Source organism: Caballeronia sp. LZ001 (assembly GCF_031450875.1).
In the GTDB taxonomy this organism is placed as follows: Bacteria; Pseudomonadota; Gammaproteobacteria; order Burkholderiales; family Burkholderiaceae; genus Caballeronia.
In genome coordinates, this window is sequence record NZ_JARTVX010000004.1 from 3,357,414 (window position 1) to 3,373,500 (window position 16,087).

General features: G+C 61.2%; 15 protein-coding genes. 3 read left to right on the plus strand and 12 right to left on the minus strand.

Going from position 1 to position 16,087, the window contains the following annotated elements:
- Positions 1-30: 30 nt before the first annotated feature.
- Positions 31-2,277, minus strand: a complete 2,247-nt coding sequence (locus P9292_RS26625; protein WP_309962052.1) for a glycosyltransferase — start codon at positions 2,275-2,277, stop codon at positions 31-33.
- A 292-nt stretch (positions 2,278-2,569) separates the two neighbouring features.
- Between P9292_RS26625 and P9292_RS26630 the strand changes: the two genes are divergently transcribed.
- Positions 2,570-3,724, plus strand: coding sequence for a DegT/DnrJ/EryC1/StrS family aminotransferase (locus P9292_RS26630; protein WP_309962054.1), 1,155 nt, complete (start codon positions 2,570-2,572; stop codon positions 3,722-3,724).
- A gap of 151 nt (positions 3,725-3,875) precedes the next feature.
- Here P9292_RS26630 and P9292_RS26635 read toward each other — a convergent pair whose 3' ends face one another.
- Genes P9292_RS26635 through P9292_RS26685 form a run of 11 tightly spaced genes read right to left on the minus strand, consistent with a single transcriptional unit; the run spans position 3,876 to position 13,779 of the window.
- Positions 3,876-4,856 carry a transketolase family protein gene (locus tag P9292_RS26635; RefSeq protein WP_250509666.1) on the minus strand — a complete coding sequence of 327 codons (981 nt, stop codon included), beginning with the start codon at positions 4,854-4,856 and terminating at the stop codon, positions 3,876-3,878.
- Between the two features lie 9 nt (positions 4,857-4,865).
- Positions 4,866-5,735 (minus strand): transketolase, encoded by an 870-nt coding sequence (locus tag P9292_RS26640; RefSeq protein ID WP_309844914.1) that lies wholly within the window; start codon positions 5,733-5,735, stop codon positions 4,866-4,868.
- A 12-nt stretch (positions 5,736-5,747) separates the two neighbouring features.
- Entirely contained in the window at positions 5,748-6,494 is a 747-nt protein-coding gene (locus tag P9292_RS26645; protein ID WP_309962056.1) for an SDR family oxidoreductase, read from the minus strand.
- 25 nt (positions 6,495-6,519) lie between these two features.
- Entirely contained in the window at positions 6,520-6,933 is a 414-nt protein-coding gene (locus P9292_RS26650) for a hypothetical protein (protein ID WP_250509663.1), read from the minus strand.
- Positions 6,930-8,600, minus strand: coding sequence for a GMC family oxidoreductase (locus P9292_RS26655; protein ID WP_309962058.1), 1,671 nt, complete (start codon positions 8,598-8,600; stop codon positions 6,930-6,932). Before P9292_RS26655 ends, P9292_RS26650 begins: the two co-directional genes overlap by 4 nt.
- Before the next feature lie 2 nt (positions 8,601-8,602).
- Complete coding sequence (gene fabZ, locus P9292_RS26660; RefSeq protein ID WP_250509661.1) at positions 8,603-9,094, minus strand: 3-hydroxyacyl-ACP dehydratase FabZ; 492 nt, start codon at positions 9,092-9,094, stop codon at positions 8,603-8,605.
- A 25-nt stretch (positions 9,095-9,119) separates the two neighbouring features.
- Positions 9,120-10,352, minus strand: a complete 1,233-nt coding sequence (locus P9292_RS26665) for an acyl-CoA reductase (RefSeq protein WP_309962060.1) — start codon at positions 10,350-10,352, stop codon at positions 9,120-9,122.
- On the minus strand, positions 10,333-11,433 hold the full coding sequence (locus tag P9292_RS26670; protein WP_250509659.1) for an acyl-protein synthetase: 1,101 nt from the start codon (positions 11,431-11,433) through the stop codon (positions 10,333-10,335). The genes P9292_RS26665 and P9292_RS26670 overlap by 20 nt, the downstream gene beginning before the upstream one ends.
- Entirely contained in the window at positions 11,412-12,866 is a 1,455-nt protein-coding gene (locus P9292_RS26675) for an AMP-binding protein (protein ID WP_309962063.1), read from the minus strand. Before P9292_RS26675 ends, P9292_RS26670 begins: the two co-directional genes overlap by 22 nt.
- Complete coding sequence (locus P9292_RS26680) at positions 12,863-13,102, minus strand: acyl carrier protein (RefSeq protein WP_309962065.1); 240 nt, start codon at positions 13,100-13,102, stop codon at positions 12,863-12,865. The genes P9292_RS26675 and P9292_RS26680 overlap by 4 nt, the downstream gene beginning before the upstream one ends.
- A 14-nt stretch (positions 13,103-13,116) precedes the next feature.
- Positions 13,117-13,779, minus strand: a complete 663-nt coding sequence (locus P9292_RS26685) for an acetyltransferase (protein ID WP_250509656.1) — start codon at positions 13,777-13,779, stop codon at positions 13,117-13,119.
- A 423-nt stretch (positions 13,780-14,202) separates the two neighbouring features.
- Between P9292_RS26685 and P9292_RS26690 the strand changes: the two genes are divergently transcribed.
- Both P9292_RS26690 and P9292_RS26695 read left to right on the plus strand, forming a co-directional pair.
- Complete coding sequence (locus tag P9292_RS26690) at positions 14,203-15,522, plus strand: tyrosine-type recombinase/integrase (RefSeq protein ID WP_309844892.1); 1,320 nt, start codon at positions 14,203-14,205, stop codon at positions 15,520-15,522.
- On the plus strand, positions 15,485-16,045 hold the full coding sequence (locus tag P9292_RS26695) for a hypothetical protein (RefSeq protein ID WP_309962067.1): 561 nt from the start codon (positions 15,485-15,487) through the stop codon (positions 16,043-16,045). Before P9292_RS26690 ends, P9292_RS26695 begins: the two co-directional genes overlap by 38 nt.
- Positions 16,046-16,087: the final 42 nt, after the last annotated feature.

Below are 16,087 nucleotides of genomic sequence, written 5' to 3' on the forward strand. Positions count from 1 at the left end.
GCGTATTGCGCCACGCTCCCGCCATGAACCTCAGAGCAGCGCGACGCCTGCTTCGGTGACCACCTTCCAGTCAAATTCGTCGTGCCCGCAGATCTGCTCCATGGCGCCGCAGAATTCACTCGCCGTTGCGTGCAGATAACGCAGATCGTCGCCCCATTCGGGCAGAGCGCCTTGCTGTGTAGTCAGCACGACGACCATATGATCCTTGTGCGGGCTGTTCGCATGTAGCTTCAGGCTGTGCTGAACCTTTTGCGCGTCGCCCTGCGCGTCAAGGATCAACACGGCTGGAATCCGTTCCGGCGCGGTGACGGAGGTCTTGCCCGGATTGAGACCCAGGCAGCGCAGAAAAACCTCGTGATAGCGCGACAGTTGGGACTGCACCGAACCGCTCTTGTACACGATAGCCTGCGCGGTGCGGGCCAATCCGCGTCGTTGTGCGGGATTGTCGATGAGACGCGCGATTGCATCGATCCAGCTCTCGGTCGATTCCGCCTCTACGCACAACCCCGAGCAGCGGTTTGTCACCAGTTCGTTGTAGGCGGAATGATCGCTGCCGACCGTCGCCACGCCCGCCGCCGAGTATTCCAGCCACTCCATGCGTGGTGCGCCATCGACAGTTGCCGATGCCGCCAGCGGCATGAGCGCGAGATCGAGTTCGAGCTGCTGTAACGCCACGGCATGCGCGGCGTACGTCGCGGACGTGCCCGTCATGGTGACGTCTTCGTGGCCCATCCAGTCATCGGGCGGCAGCGCGCCGACGAAGACGAACTGCACAACGCCTGCAAAGCGCGCGCGAATCTCATTCAGCGCCGGTTCGATCAAGGCAAAATTGCACGGCTTCATGGCCGAACCCATTAGGCCAATACGTACCTTGCCACCATGCGTACGTACCGGACTGTAGAAGCGGTCGAAGTCGACGCTCGTCGGCAGCACATGAATATTGGCGTTGTACGCCCGCAGCGCATGCGCGAGTGCGGGCGTCGACACGACGAGTGCACTGGCGCGGCGCATGACGTACTCGGTCTTCTGCGCGGTCTGCCGGCTTAGGAAGTGCAAGGGATGATCGGCGGGAAGATCATGCATCAGTTCGTCCGTCTCGTAGACGACCGGCTTGCCCGTCGAGAACAATTGATCTAGCTGTTGCTGCGGAATCGAGATCGGAAAACGTCGCTGCATCAGAAGCATGTTGAAGGGACCGAGCACGCCTGCGTTGTCCTGAACCGGCCAGCTGAGTTCCCACTGATCGGCCAGCAATTCGAACGGTTTGGCGACGCGCACGGTGGTCGCGCGATGCGCAACGGGCTCCATCGTCAGCACGGCGATACGCGGCCTGGGCGGCTGCATTGCCGACGCGTGCGACGATGGTGCCACGGACGTGGCGTCTCGACGCAGGTTCGCTTTGCGTGCCGCATGCTGGGTCTTCTCCAGGAACACGGGAAGCTGGGCTCGGAACACACGGCTCATGGCAAGCACGGTTGGATAAACCGTGTCCACGGTGGCAACGGCCCGTGCGAAGCCGTTCTTTTCGGTGGCCATCGCAGAGCCATTTGCGCCGAACGCGAACTGATCGGGCACTTCCTTCAGGCCGCCGTCGGGCAGGAAGATGACCGGGCAGCCGCACATCATCGCTTCAGGGCAGACGGACGAAAGCTCGTACGAGTACAACACGCGCCCGCCCTGAAGCTTCTTGGCCAGTTCGGGCAGCGTTACTGGATTCGCCATCGAAAGCAATTCGGTTCCGGCTGGAAGTAGCGAAAAGTCGATCTTGTCCAGCGGATAACGATATTGGAAGACAAAGGTCTTGTCCTTTTTGCGCGTCGGGTCGGGTCTGAACAACTCCGTATCGAGCACCGGGAGAAACAGAAAATCGACGTCGCTTTTCTTCGCGTCGCCGAGAAAATTCTCCGAGTAGTAAAAGAACAGGTCGTCTTTGCCCTCGTTGAGCGGCTTGCCGTTGATGAAGCCGATGCGGTTGAGGATGTAGCGCACGCACACTTCGGCATTGAGCGGATTGCCGGACACGACTTCCGGGTAGATCGCAATGGGCGTGCGACCCTGCGCCCGGTGCAAGGTCTGCACTTCCGGCGTGAGAAGCGGGGTGTCGAATGCTGGGTTCACCACTGGCGTGCCGGCAATATACGCCTCATAACCGTCGCGATTTAGCACGTCGCAAAGCGTGTGCATGACGACGATACCCGCCGAGGTTTCCCGATAAGCCGGGGCCATGATGTAGTACGGATGACCCTTGCGCGAAGGGGGAATGCTGGCCATGTTCATGTGGCGGAACCCTGCGTTTCTTTGTGCTTACACTTGCCCGATTCGGCGGCTTGATGGCGCCGTGGCCGACTTGAATGCCCCGGTTTGCCGAGCATGAAGTTTCGTTTGAAAGCTGCTGGTTCATTCACGCGAACAGGTGGATGTTTGGGCATTACTTCGGCGCTTTAACGGCCGGTCTCGCGCAACATAATTTGCAAACTCGTCTGACCGCGTCGGCATTCGAGACGCCGGCCAACTGGACAGGCGCGCATCCGACACAAGACCACGAGACCACGAATTTACGAGCGCCATCATGAATGCCAGCCTGCCCCACGAAGCCGTCCTCGCCCTGCAGCAGCATGAACGCATCTACGTCACCCAGCCGCATCTGCCGCCTCTGGAGCAGTTTCTGCCGTATCTGGAGCAGATCTGGGAAAGCAAGGTGCTGACAAACGGTGGCCCGTTCCATCAGCAACTCGAACAGGCGCTTTGCAAGTACCTCGATGTGCCGCATCTCTCGCTCTTCAGCAACGGCACGCTCGCGCTCGTTACCGCGCTGCAGGCGCTGCGCATCACCGGTGAAGTGATCACGACGCCTTATTCGTTCGTCGCGACTGCGCACTCGTTGCTGTGGAACGGCATCAAGCCTGTTTTCGTGGATGTCGATCCGGTCACGCTGAATCTCGATCCCGCGAAAATCGAAGCGGCCATCACGAAGGAAACCACGGCCATCCTGCCCGTACATTGCTATGGCCATCCGTGCGATGTCGAAGCGATCCAGCGCATCGCCGACATGTACAACCTTAAAGTCATCTACGATGCCGCGCACGCGTTCGGCGTACGCACTGAAGCGGGCAGCATTCTGCGTGCGGGCGACCTGTCCGTGCTCAGCTTTCATGCGACCAAGGTCTTTAACACCTTCGAAGGCGGCGCGGTCATCAGCCCTGATGCGAAGACCAAGCTGCGCATCGACCGGCTGAAGAACTTCGGTTTCGTCGACGAAACCACGGTCGTGGCGCCTGGCATCAACGGCAAGATGAGCGAGGTCAATTCGGCGTTCGGCATGCTGCAGCTCCAGCATATCGACGATGCGCTCGCACGGCGGCGCGCGGTCGCATCACGGTACGCCGAGCGGCTCGAACGCGTGCGCGGCATCCGTTTGTTGCCCGTGTGCGTCGATCAGGAATCGAACAACTCGTACTTTCCGATTCTCGTGGAAAACGAATATCCGCTTTCCCGCGATGAATTGTTTGAAGCGTTCCGCGCGCAGGACATCATGGTGCGCCGCTATTTCTTCCCGCTGATTTCCGATTTTCCGATGTACCGTGGTCTGTCATCGGCGCCGCGCGCCAACCTGCCTGTCGCGGCCGATGCCGCCAGCAAGGTCATGTGCCTGCCGATCTTCCCGACGCTCACGGACGAACAGCAGGCGCGTATCGTCGCGCTTATCGAGGCGAACGCGGGGTAAGTGTCGCGCTTGTTCGAATATGAAGCCTTCCCTAAAAAGCAAACGCGGACCGTTCTTGAGCGGCCCGCGTTTTTTTTCGCATAGCGCTTGCGCGAGTCAGAATGATCACGAGATGCCGCGCCTCCATTCACTGGATGGCGCGACAGCCTGCTCAGTCGTTGGCAGCGTCCATGAACGCGCGGATACGTTGCGCGATCTTTTCGGCGACGAGCCCGTGCTTTTCGAGCAGCCAGCGATAATCGCCCGCCTTGTCGAAGCTGTCCGGCAAACCGATGATGAGTTGCGGCGGGGCACGACGCAATGCCGCCTTGTATTCCGCAACCGCGCTACCCAAGCCGCCGATGATGGAATGCTCCTCCACGGTCACGATCAGCCCGGAGCGTGCGCAGGCCGTGTCCACGGCGCCCGTATCGAGTGGTTTGATCGTATGCATGTTGATGACGCCCGCCGCGATGCCCTGTTCTTCGAGCAGCTTCGCCGCTAAAAGCGACTCATGCACCATCGATCCATTCGCGATGATCGTCACGTCGGCGCCCTCGCGCAGCGTGATCGCGCGGCCGACTCTGAACTCGTAGTCTTTCGTGTACACGGGCGGATTGTTCACCGCGCCCGTCAGGCGGATATACATTGGCCCCGTGAATTGCGCGGCGGCTTCCACCGTCTTGACGATCTCCGCGCAATCGGCGGGACACACGACCGTCATGTTGGGAATCGCGCGCATCACGGCGGCGTCCTCGATGCCGTAGTGCGAGTTGCCGAGCAGGCCCATGGAAACTCCGCTGCCTATTGCCACTGCCTTCACGTTCATCTCCATGTAGCCGAGATTCATGCGGATCTGTTCGGCGGCGCGCATCGAGATGAACGGTGCGAACGACGTCGCAAAAACGTTATAGCCCTCCTTGGCGAGTCCGGCCGCCATTCCGACGAGGTTCTGCTCCGCAATGCCGACGTTCAGAAAGCGGTCCGGATAACTCTTTTTAAAGCGATCGAGCCCGGAAGAAGTACCTAGATCCGCCGACATCACCATTACATCGGGATAACGCTCGCCGAGCGCGAGAACGGCCTGACCGAACATCCCGCGCGACCCGAGGCGCGACCACTGGCGCGCGTTACTTGCGTTGATTTCCAGCATGATGCTCCCTTAAACCGCCACGCCAAAGTCCGGCGTGCAAATGGTCTGCGATTGCGGTGCTTCCCGCGCTTCCAGGTCGGCAAGCGCCAGTTCATAGCTCGCTCGCGTGAGGCGATTGTGATGCCACTCGTTGTTATGCTCCATGAACGAGATGCCCTTGCCCTTCACTGTGTTTGCGACCAGCACGCGCGGCTTGGCTCGCACGCGCGGTGCCTCGAACGCGGCGACGAGCTGGGCGATGTCGTGGCCGTCGACTTCGATGACGTCCCAGCCGAAGCTGCGCCAGCGTGCGGCGAGATCGCCGAAGTCGATGATCTGACGCGCGTCGCCGTCGCTTTGCAGCCGGTTATAGTCGACGACCGCGGTGAGGTTGTCGAGACCGAGCTGCGCCGCCGACATCGACGCTTCCCATACCGAGCCTTCGTTGCATTCGCCGTCGCCGAGCAGCACGAAGGTGCCGAACGACTTGCCGCGCTTCTTCGCGGCAAGCGCGATGCCGACCGACATCGACAAGCCTTGCCCGAGACTGCCGTTCGACGATTCGATACCGAGTTTCAGGTTCATCACCGGGTGCGCGATGAGGTCGCTGCCGTTGGTCTGGAACGTCGCGAAGGTGGCCTCGTCGATCAAGCCCGCCGCGAGCAACGCGGGAAAGTAGCCGAGCACGCCATGTCCCTTGCTAAGTATGAAGCGGTCACGCTCCGGCCAGCGCGGATCGCGAGCGTCGTAACACAGCACGCGTGCATAGAGCGTCGCCATGATCTCGACCATCGACAGGCCACCGCCCAGATGCGTACTGAGATTGCATTGGTGGCTAATGTCGAGCATCTTGCGGCGCATCAGGCGCGCCATGTTTTCGATTTCGGGGTAGTGGTTCATGTGATTTCCTGTTCAGACGATGCCGCCGTCCACCCGCAGAATCTGGCCGCTCACGAACGCGGACAACTCCGATGCGAGGAACAACGCGACATTGGCGACGTCCTGCGACTCGCCCGCTCGCTTGAGCGCTGACGATTCGACGATCCGCTCGCGCGCGGCCGGCGTCATCTGTTCAAACATGTCGGTACGGGTCGGGCCGGGCGCGATGGCATTGACGCGAATGCCCGACGCGCCAAGTTCTGTGGCCATGCTTTCGGTCGCGCGCGCGAACGCCGCCTTGCTCGTACCGTACGCGAGCGTCCCGGCATCGGCAATGAGCGCAGCCGTCGATGTCAGGTTGATGATCGAGCCTGACTTATGCCGTGCCATCAAACGCGAAAGGCCTTGGGTCAGCAGTACCTGACCAAAGAAGTTCACATCGAAAACGCGTCGCAACTCGGCCATGGTCGTCATCTGCATCAGCCCGCCGCTCGCGGTGCCGGCGTTGTTCACGAGCACGTCGACACGCGGCGTGAGCGCCATGATCGCCTTGACGGCCGCTTTCACCGACGCTTCGTCGGCAAGTTCAAGGGGCACGCTTTGCACCTCTACGTGGCCATCGTCGGCAAGCGATGCAAGCCAAGCGGCATGCGCAGGCGTCGCCGGATCGCGCACGCACGCGATAACGCGCGCCCCTTGCGCGGCAAACGTGCGCACGATCGCGTCGCCGATGCCACGGTTCGCGCCCGTCACCACCGCAACTTTGTCCTTTAACAGCATGCCTTGTCCTAATGTTTCCAATGGTTCAGATGTCGCGCCAGATGGGTCCGCGCTCATAGACCGGTTCGAGAAGCGTCCAGTCGTCGTCGCCTAGCGGATTTCCCTCGGGAAACGGCGGCGCCGCGCCCGCGCCGATGCAGGCGAGCACCGTGCGATCCGTGTAGTAGGCGCGCAGCGCGTGCGTGACGAACGCCGAGAACGCGCGCACGTCGGCGAGCTTGCAGGCGTTTATCGCGGCGAGGCGCTGCGTCGCGTCGAGCGCTTCGAACGGCGCGCCGACACGTTCACGCGCGACTCGGACGAGCACGGCGAGAAAGGCGTCGGACTGCGCCGTTGCACGATGACGCAGCAAATAGCCTTCAAAATCCACTCGCGAGGCAGGCGGCAGGCCGAGGGCTGCATCGCCGGGCAGTATTGTGTCGAGTACGAGATCGATCATGACGTGATAGGGGACGCGGGTTGTGGCTCGCACGGCTTTGCGGGCGCGCGTGCATGCAACGGCGTTCCGGCAACAGCATCGAGATTCCGCGCAAGCCAGTCGGTCGCCATGAGCGTGATCGCCTGCGCGGTCGCGACCGGATTCACGCCGCCAGATGTGACGAACACGCTGCTGTCGACGACGAACAGATTCCTCACCGCGTGCGCCTGACCATTCCGGTTGACTACCGAGGTCGCCGGGTCGTCGCCCATTCGCGCGGTGCCCATCAAGTGCCAGCCAGTGTGGCGCACCGGTGCAAACGATGAAATTACCTTCGCGCCGGCCGCGGCAAATACCTGCTTGCTCATATCGATGGCATGAGTAAGCATGCGCTTCGTGTTCTCGCCAAGCCGGTAATGAACTTTCACGCCCGGCATGCCGCTCGAATCAAGATGGTCATAGTCGAGTTCGATTCGGTTCTCGACGTCGGGCAGATCTTCGGCGATCGCGGCGATGCCCACGGTGTGGTTGTAAAGCTTCGCAAAGCGCGCGTGATGGCCAGGGCCCAGAGGCAGCTGCCGCATGTAGTGGCCGGACACGGCGGTTTCGGCGGGAGGCGCGCCGCGCAGCACCTGCATGGTATAGCCCCGCGCAAAGTCGCGCTCGCGAGACGTTTCGTAGAATTGCTGGCTCAGAATGCACGCGCCATGCGGACCGAAACTGGACTGCAAGTCTTGCTCAAATACGCCTTCGGTGTAAGCGAGCGGATGCAACATGAGGTTGCGTCCGACCAGGCCGTTGTCGTTCAAGAGTCCGTCGGGAAACGCGCTCGACTTCGAGTTTAGCAACAAGCGCGGCGTGCCGATTCCGCTTGCCGCGAGTACAACCACGCGCGCATCGATGCGCTGCTCGCGGTTCTGTTCGTCGACATATTCCACACCGTTCGCGAGTCCGCGCGCATCGAGCGTAATTTCGCGCACGCGGCAATGCATCCGCACCTCAACGCCCTGCGCGAGCGCGGCGGGCCAGTATGTGACATCGACACTTGCTTTCGCGCCTTGCGCGCAGCCGGCGTTGCACGGGCCCAGGTTGATACACGCGGCGCGGTTGCCATGCCGATGCGTGTTGATCGCCGCATACGAAGGCCACCAGTGCCAGCCGAGGTGGTTGAATGCCGCACCCATCGCGCGACCGGCGCCGCCGAGGGGAACGGGCGGCAACAGCGTCTCGTAGTCGGGGTTGGCCGGGTCCCCGACAAGTCCCGCCACGCCCATCATGCGTTCGTTTTCGGTGAAGAACGGCTGCAGCGTGGCGTAGTCGAACGGCCAGTCATCGCCGACGCCGTCGAGGCTGCGCGTGCGGAAATCGGACGGATGAAAGCGCGGGAAATGTGCCGAGTACAGGATTGTGCTGCCGCCGAAGCCGTTGTAGTTGGCGATCGCGATCGGCGACGCGGAATCGTCGATCGGATAGTCGGCCACGTTGTTGCGGATGGCCGGATTCGAGCTATACGAGCCCGCGCGCGCGAGTTCCCAATCCGTGCGAGTCGACGGATAGTCGGCAGGCCGCGTCGCACCACCCTGTTCAAGACAGACGATGCGCAGCCCGCGCTCGCGCGACAGCCGCCACGCTGCGGCTGCACCGCTCGCACCCGAGCCAACGATCACGATGTCCGCGATATCGTTCATCGTCAGGCCGGCTTCTTCGGAGTGAACTGCTCGAGGATCTCGGGAATCGCGATCAGCATGTCTGCCTCGCAAGCGATGTCTCCGTCCACGCGAGCAATTCCGCGTCCTTTGCAGATTCCGCGCCGCCACGACAGCACTTCTGTTTCAATCTCGAACTTCTTGCCCGGCAGAACTTCCTTCCGATAGCGCACCGTGTGTTGCAGCGCGTGCGTCACCTTGCCCTTGAGGCCCGGCAGCGTCGTGATCGCGACGGTAAGCATCTGCGCGAGCGCTTCGAGTTGCAGCGCGCCGGGCATGTTAGGGCCGGAGGGGAAATGCACGGGGAAGTACCACTCGTTCATCGTCAGATTCTTGTAGCCGCGTGCGGACTTGCCGGGCACGACTTCATCGACGTGATCGATCATCAGGTAGGGATAACGGTTTGGTTGATACGCCTGCAACTCCATGCAGTTCAGGCTAAAGCCGTGCGGTAGGTGGTCGTAAGCGGTGTCCATCTGTTCCTCGAAAATTGATGCGGGCTTAGCGCACGTCGATCACGCGCGACAGGCTGGCCACGAGGTCGTAGCCGTCCCATACGATGTTCATGTCTAGCGCACGGCCGACCGGGACGACGCGATCCACGCCGCGCAGGCGTTGAGCCGTGACGAATTCGCGCAGTCGCGCCGGCTCCAGGCCGAAATAGGTGAGCGTCTGATAGCGCTCGTTGATAATCGGCGCGAGCTTGTCAAGGGCATCGAGCGTCACCTCGTGGATCGTGCCGAAGTAACCGCGGCAGGTATCCTGATCGGCGGCGAGTTCAGTGAGCGCGACGCGATACAGCACGTTGCCGTGGCACTCCACGGCCGCGACGCGTGGGTTGCCGAGCGCGTAGCGGCACGCGTCGACGAACTTGTCCATGACCTGCACCGGGCGCGGTGAGTAGCGCGTGCGCGCATGCTCGGCGAGTGCGGGCCAAAGACGCGACTGTGCCGCGGCGGCTTCGTCGGTCGCGCCGATCCAAGCGATCAACTGCGGCGACGAGCACGCTGCCTGGTCCATCAGATACAGGTCGTTGTAGAGTCGCGCGCACAGGTCGAGCAGGCCCCCGTGATCGAGTTCGAGAACAGCGCGCGGTTCGACCGCGCAAAGCGAGTAGCGATCCGAAAACGCGACTTCGCGGGCGCGCGGACGGCCCGGCAGCGTGCGCATATGCGCGACCGTCGCGTCGCCGCCCCAGACGATACGGGCATCCGCCTGCGCCATCCAGAAGCCGTTGATCGCGTCGTCGTGGTCGTAGCGCACCAGAAGCATTGCGGAAGCGAGCGGAGCGTGCTTTTCTTGGGCGAGGCATGCCGAAATCGCGTCGATGAGCAGCCGCGCGATCTCCGTCTCTTTCGACGGCAGGCGCAACACGCAGACGTTGCCCGCGAGCAGCCCGAACGCCAGCGAGAAGGCAAAATTCACCGGCACGTTCGACGGGCAGATATGGAACGAGAGCCCGAGGCCCAGACGGACTGTGCCCTCAAAGCTCTGATCGGCGTTGCGTCGCGCCGTGGCAAGTTGCGTGAGATTCGCGCGGCGGCACCAGTAAGCGAAGCTGACGACATCCGGCATCGCGCGGGCGCGCGGATGCGTGAGCAGCGTCCGCGAGAGATCCGCAAGGAAGTCCATGCGGGGTGCATGAAAGACCGGCGTCGGAGCGTTCGACACCGCGTGCGCTTGGCCGACGATCACCGTCATGCGGCTTAGGATATCAGCGGGTATAGGTATCACTGCAACCTCGTGCTTCAGCATGCTGAATGCGCCCGTGTACCGCAAAGTAAGTGCCTTTGCGTCCGCACGGACAGTCGTCGATCCCCACGATCTCGCCTTCGTCCTCGCTCAAAAGCGAATGTCCCGGATAGCTGTGCGGCAGCGTTGACAAGAGCTGGATCAGGCCACGCCCGCCGCGTTGCAAAGGGCGGAAGTCAATTGGATCGCGTACGCGGATATCCGACCATGCAGACGCGTGCAGATGGCCATGCTCGCATTCGACGAAGATCGATCCGGTCTGCTCGACCATGCCGTAGTAGCTGTGGACTCGTGCCAAGTTCGTGATTGCGCCGACGCGCCGACGGAACGTGGCGCCATCCACGGCTTGCGACTGCAACTGCTTCCAGCCGCCGCCGTGCACCAGCACACCGCGCTCGAGCGGAAGGGTCTCGCCCGCGTCTTCCAGCGCGCGTACCAGATGCAGCCAGACGACGAACGTGAAGCCGAAGACGAGGATGTCTTCGTCGGCGTGCTTGTCGAGCCATGCGCGCACGCGCTCGAGATTCAGCGACATGTCATCGTCGAGAGCGAATTCGACGTCGCGGCCGAACATCGAAAAACCTTGAATGCCAGCGGTGCGCGCTGAAAAACGGTAGCGATTCGCGATGGTCGCACGGCAGTCGATCACGAGCATTGGAAGGCGCTTCGGTCCGATCAGATCGCCGACGATGCGCGACAGCACCTTTACCTGAAGCATCGACGTTTTCCGATCGAGAAATATCTGCGATACGTTCTGCCCGCTCGTGCCGGACGATGTCATCGTCTTCACGACTTCCGCGTGCGGCACGCTCACCAGTTGCTCGTGCTTGAAAAGGCGCACGGGCAGAAACGGCAGGTCGTCAAGCGCGTTGGGAGTGGACTCGCCGTGCGCAGTCCGCACGGAAGCGAGCTTGTCGAGCATCGCGCGATACGGCGGGCACGCTTCATAGTGCAGCGCGGTGAGGCGGCGCAATTCGGCGCCGAGCAGGGCATCCTTCTCCGACTGCGGCATGCCGTACACGGGCCACTGCAGGACGTCGCTCACGACAGGCTCGCCAGACATGCGTGATCCACCTTTCCAGCCGGCAGCCGCGGCAGCGCCGCGAGGGGCTTGACGACGATTGCCGACGCATGGACGCCGATACGCTGTGCCAGTTCCGAGCGCAGCGACTGCGCCCACGCGACGGAAGGTGCGGCCTCGGAATTGGAATGCGAGTCTGGCGCGACGGCATGAATGACGAGGCGCTCATCGGTGCCGTTCGCTGCGCATTCGAAGCCGAGTTCGGCGGCGAGTTGTTCGACGGCATCCAGCGAAACGCGAATGCCAAACACCTTCAGGAAGCGATGCAGCCGCCCTTCAATGAAGAACGCGCCGTCCTCATCGAAATGGGCGAGGTCACCCGTGCGGAGCGTGCCTCGGTTGACATCCGGCAGAGCGAAGTCGGCCGCGCACTCGGCGTATCCCATCGACACGTTCGCGCCTGCATAGATGAGTTCGCCTGTTTCGCCTGCAGTTTCTATTACGCTGCCATCTGCGCGTTCGAGCGAGAGGCGGCCGCCTGGAATCGCTTGGCCAATGCTGGCGGGCTTCAATGCCGCGTCGGCCGGCGTGAGATAAGCGATACGTGCCGTGGCTTCGGTTTGACCGTACATCGCAAAGAAACGGATCCCGCGCTTCTCGCAGATCTGCGCGACATCGCGCAACTTCTCCGGACGCATGCGCCCGCCAGCCTGCGTCAGCGTGCGCACCGACGGCATGTCGATGCGCGCGAGGCGAAGGCGCAGCAGCATGTCGTAGCTATACGGCACGCCCGCGAGGCTCGTCGCCCCGTATGCGTTGAGGGTGCGCCAGAATGCGGCGCCCATCAGCGAGCGATTCGTCAGCACGACCGATGCGCCCGCGCGCAGATGGCTGTTAAGAACCGACAAGCCGTATGAGTAGCTAAGTGGCAGCGACGTTATCGCGCGCTCGTCGGGCGTGAGTCCTAGATACTCGACGATAGACGTCGCGTTCGCGACCAGATTCGTGGCGGTGAGCCGTACGAGTTTGGGCGAGCCGGTCGAACCCGAGGTAGCAAGTAGCATCGCGAGGTCGGCATGCAACGCTGGTGTCGAGCCGTCGGTTTTCGCCTTTGTGTCGTACAGGCCGTAATCCTCCATCTCGCGCACGAGCGTCGCGCCTGGGGGAGCCCATGCGGCGTTGCGCGCGATGAGTACCTGTGCCGGACGGTAAGCGTCGTACAGTGCGCCAAGCGTACTTGCATGAATCGAGCGGCTCAAGAGAAGCGGCACGGCGCCGCGTTCGAGTGCGGCGAGATAGCACAGCACGGTCGGCAGATCATTCTCGCCGACGATAAAAACGAGCTGGCGCGCGGGCAGATCCGATGCCCACTGTCCGATGGAAGCATGCAAGGCCTCGTAAGTGAGCATGCGACCGTCCTCGGCAATCAGGGCAGTGCGTTGCGAATATTGCCGGCTGACCAGGGGCACGTTCATACCTCGATGCCGTACTTCTTCAGCTTTTCGACGCCGATGGTGTACGAGCCGAATTCGATGATGTCCTCGGTTTCCATCATGATCTCGAACGCGTCCTCGAGCGCGGCGATCATGCCCATGTGGCCGACCGAATCCCAATCAGGCACGCACTGATACACGAACTCCGCGTTGAGCGCGTCGTGAGGGACCGCGAAGCAGTCCATAAATACCTTATCGTAAGTATCCCTGTTAGTCATGTTCGTTACCGGTTTCACTTGAAGACCTTGCGGTCGGTGTTGGGGCGCGCGACGCGCGCGGGATTACCGAGCGCGATCACGTTGTCGGGAATGTCGCCGTAGACGACAGACCCCATGCCGATGATCGAATTTGAGCCAATGCGCACGCCCTCCTTCACGAGTGCGCCCATGCCGATGTAGCTTGCCTGGCCAACCGTGCACGCGCCGCCAAGATTGACCATTGAGGAGACGACTGTGTAGTCGCCGATTTCGACGTCATGGCCGACGATAGCCATCGTATTGATGCTTGCGTGCGCACCGAGTCGCGCGTCGCTCGAAATCGAGCAGAACGGCGTGATGACGACCCCTGCTCCGAGTCGCGCGCTGTCCGCGACGATGGTGCTCGTGTCCACGACAATGCCCGACTGCGTACCCGCGTCGCGGAGCTTGCGCGCCAGGACTTCGCGGCCCGCCGGCTCGCCGACCGCTATCACGAATTCGGCCGAGTCGAATTGCGCGTGCAAAGATGAATCGTCGAAGCGCAGCACCGGGGCGCCATGCTTCGTGCGCGCTTCGCAGATATCGTCGACGAACGCGATCTCGGACCACTGCCCGGTGGACGCGTTCTGGCGGCGGGCGACGTCCATCACTTCTCTGCCGAAGCCGCCCGCGCCGTAAATGAAGAGTTTGCGTGTCACGTGAATGTTTGCCGTGCGTGGCGCGCAGTCCGCAATGTGTTGGGGGTGCGCGCGATTTTTCCGTGACGAGAGTATCGCCGTGGCGCCGGAAATTCGAACGACTGAAGAAACGCCGAAAAGGGTGCTTATTCGGGTTTTGAGGGAAAGCGAGAGGTCGGCGCGCAGGTCGCGCGGGTTCCTGCTGGGCTTGCAGGCGCGCAACAATTACGACGCTATTGGTGCGCCCGGCTGGGATCGAACCAGCAACCCCTGCCTTCGGAGAGATAAAAACCATGTTTTTGGAGGTTCACGGCGGTTTTGGGAATTCATAAAAATCAACGGCTTAGATAATTGGTGTTCAGGCACGTATATGCTTGTTCGCTGCGCGATCGGCCCTAAATCGGCCCTACGTTATACTTCTGCCCTATTGGCAGGGACTAGGGCATGGGTCAGAGATTCAAAATCGATCGTGATTTTTTGCGCGCTATTTGTCCGAACGGGAAGTACCAAGAATTCGTGGACGCCGATGTTCGCGCTTTCGTTGTGAAGGTCACACCGAGCGGCCGAGTCAGTTACACAATTCGTTGGACTAAGCCCGATGGCTCTCGTGGGCGGCGCGTCCTTGGCTACTGGCCGGACCTGAATCCAGGCGAGGCACGCGAACTGGCGAAGAAAGCCCTTCGCGACGTGGATAAGTCTGGCGACACGACGGCGGACGTACTCGACCGCCGTCGCAGAAAAGTCGAAGCGGAGAAGATCATCGGCACGCCGACCTTGGCCGCGTTCATCAATGATCGTTACGCCGATTGGCTGATGGCAAACACGCGCGCTAGCGCTGCGACTGTCGCCCGCCTCCGACGGTCGTTTTCTGACCATCAGGACCGCCCGCTGAGCGACTTTACCGCTTGGATCATCGAAAAATGGCGTGCGGCCCGGATGAAAGCGGGCGTCGGTGCGTCCACCGTCAATCGCGACCTGTCCGCGCTTCGTGGGCTGTTTTCTCGAGCCGTCGAGTGGGGCGTGCTTGCCGAGCATCCAATGCGCACGGTGAAGGCATTGCAAGCGCCGAGCGGCAAGGTTCGATGGCTGTCAGACGACGAGGAAGCGCGTCTGCGTGCTGCGCTCGCTGCTCGTGAAGAGCGCGAGCGCGCGGAACGCGAGAGCGCTAACGCTTGGCGAACCGCACGCGGCTACGGTCTCATGCAAAACCTTCGCGAGCTTGAGTTTGTCGATTATCTGAAGCCTGCGGTGCTGCTGTCTCTTAATACAGGCCTGCGGCAAGGCGAATTGCTTAAGCTGGACTGGCGCGACGTAAATCTAGATCGCGCGTTGCTGACCGTCGTGGATGCGTCATCGAAATCGGGAAAGCAGCGCCACATTCCACTCAATGAAGAGGCGCTCGCTGTGCTGATCTCGTGGAGAAAGCAACAAACCAAGCACAGTATCGTTTTCGCAGGCGCAACTGGCGGCGTGCGCACCGATGTGAAAACCGCATGGTCGAAGCTTCTTTTAAATGCTGAAATCACAAATTTTCGATGGCACGATATGCGGCATCACTTCGCGTCGCGGTTAGTGATGGCGGGCGTCGATTTGAACACAGTCCGCGAACTTCTCGGACATGCCGACTTGACCATGACCCTGCGCTATGCCCACCTGGCACCTGAACACTTGTCGGCGGCCGTCGCCAAGCTGGATCGACACCCACAGTCTTCTTCAGAAAACAAACATGACAGACAACAAGGTTCTCAGATTCGAAAGGCGTGAAAGCCAAAAATGCACCGATGCTAGAACCGATGATTTGCTCAATGAAATCAACACGTTTGACTACGATGATTATTTCGATCGCGCGTCTGACGGCGAGTTGCATGGCGATGAGAAAAACGAGTGGGTAATGCGGATCCTCGAATTGTTCTGCCGCGATTTTTTCAGAAATGGCGGCAATCCAAGCAAAGTGCCGCCGTGGGTCATGAGCTATATCGCGCGACAGATTTTTAAAGTTCTCGACGGGGAGCAATGGGAACGCGCATTCCCTCTGCCGTGGGCACAGCCAGATCCACACGGGAATTTTACTCGCTGTGGGAAGCGCGCTTTCGACGTCTGGACGTCTGTCAGAAATGCGCTGAAGCAGAATCCTAAGGCCAAGGTAAGTCATTTGCTGCAGGCCGAAAGCGCACGTCATAACCTATCGTACGAAGCGGTTCGGGGAGACTATTACGCCATGAAAAACGGTATTGAACAGGGGATAGGCATTCCCAAGAAATTTCTAAAAATCGACGACGAGACTTAGAATATATTTCTGCTCTAAAAATAAGAAAAGAGATCGAGAATT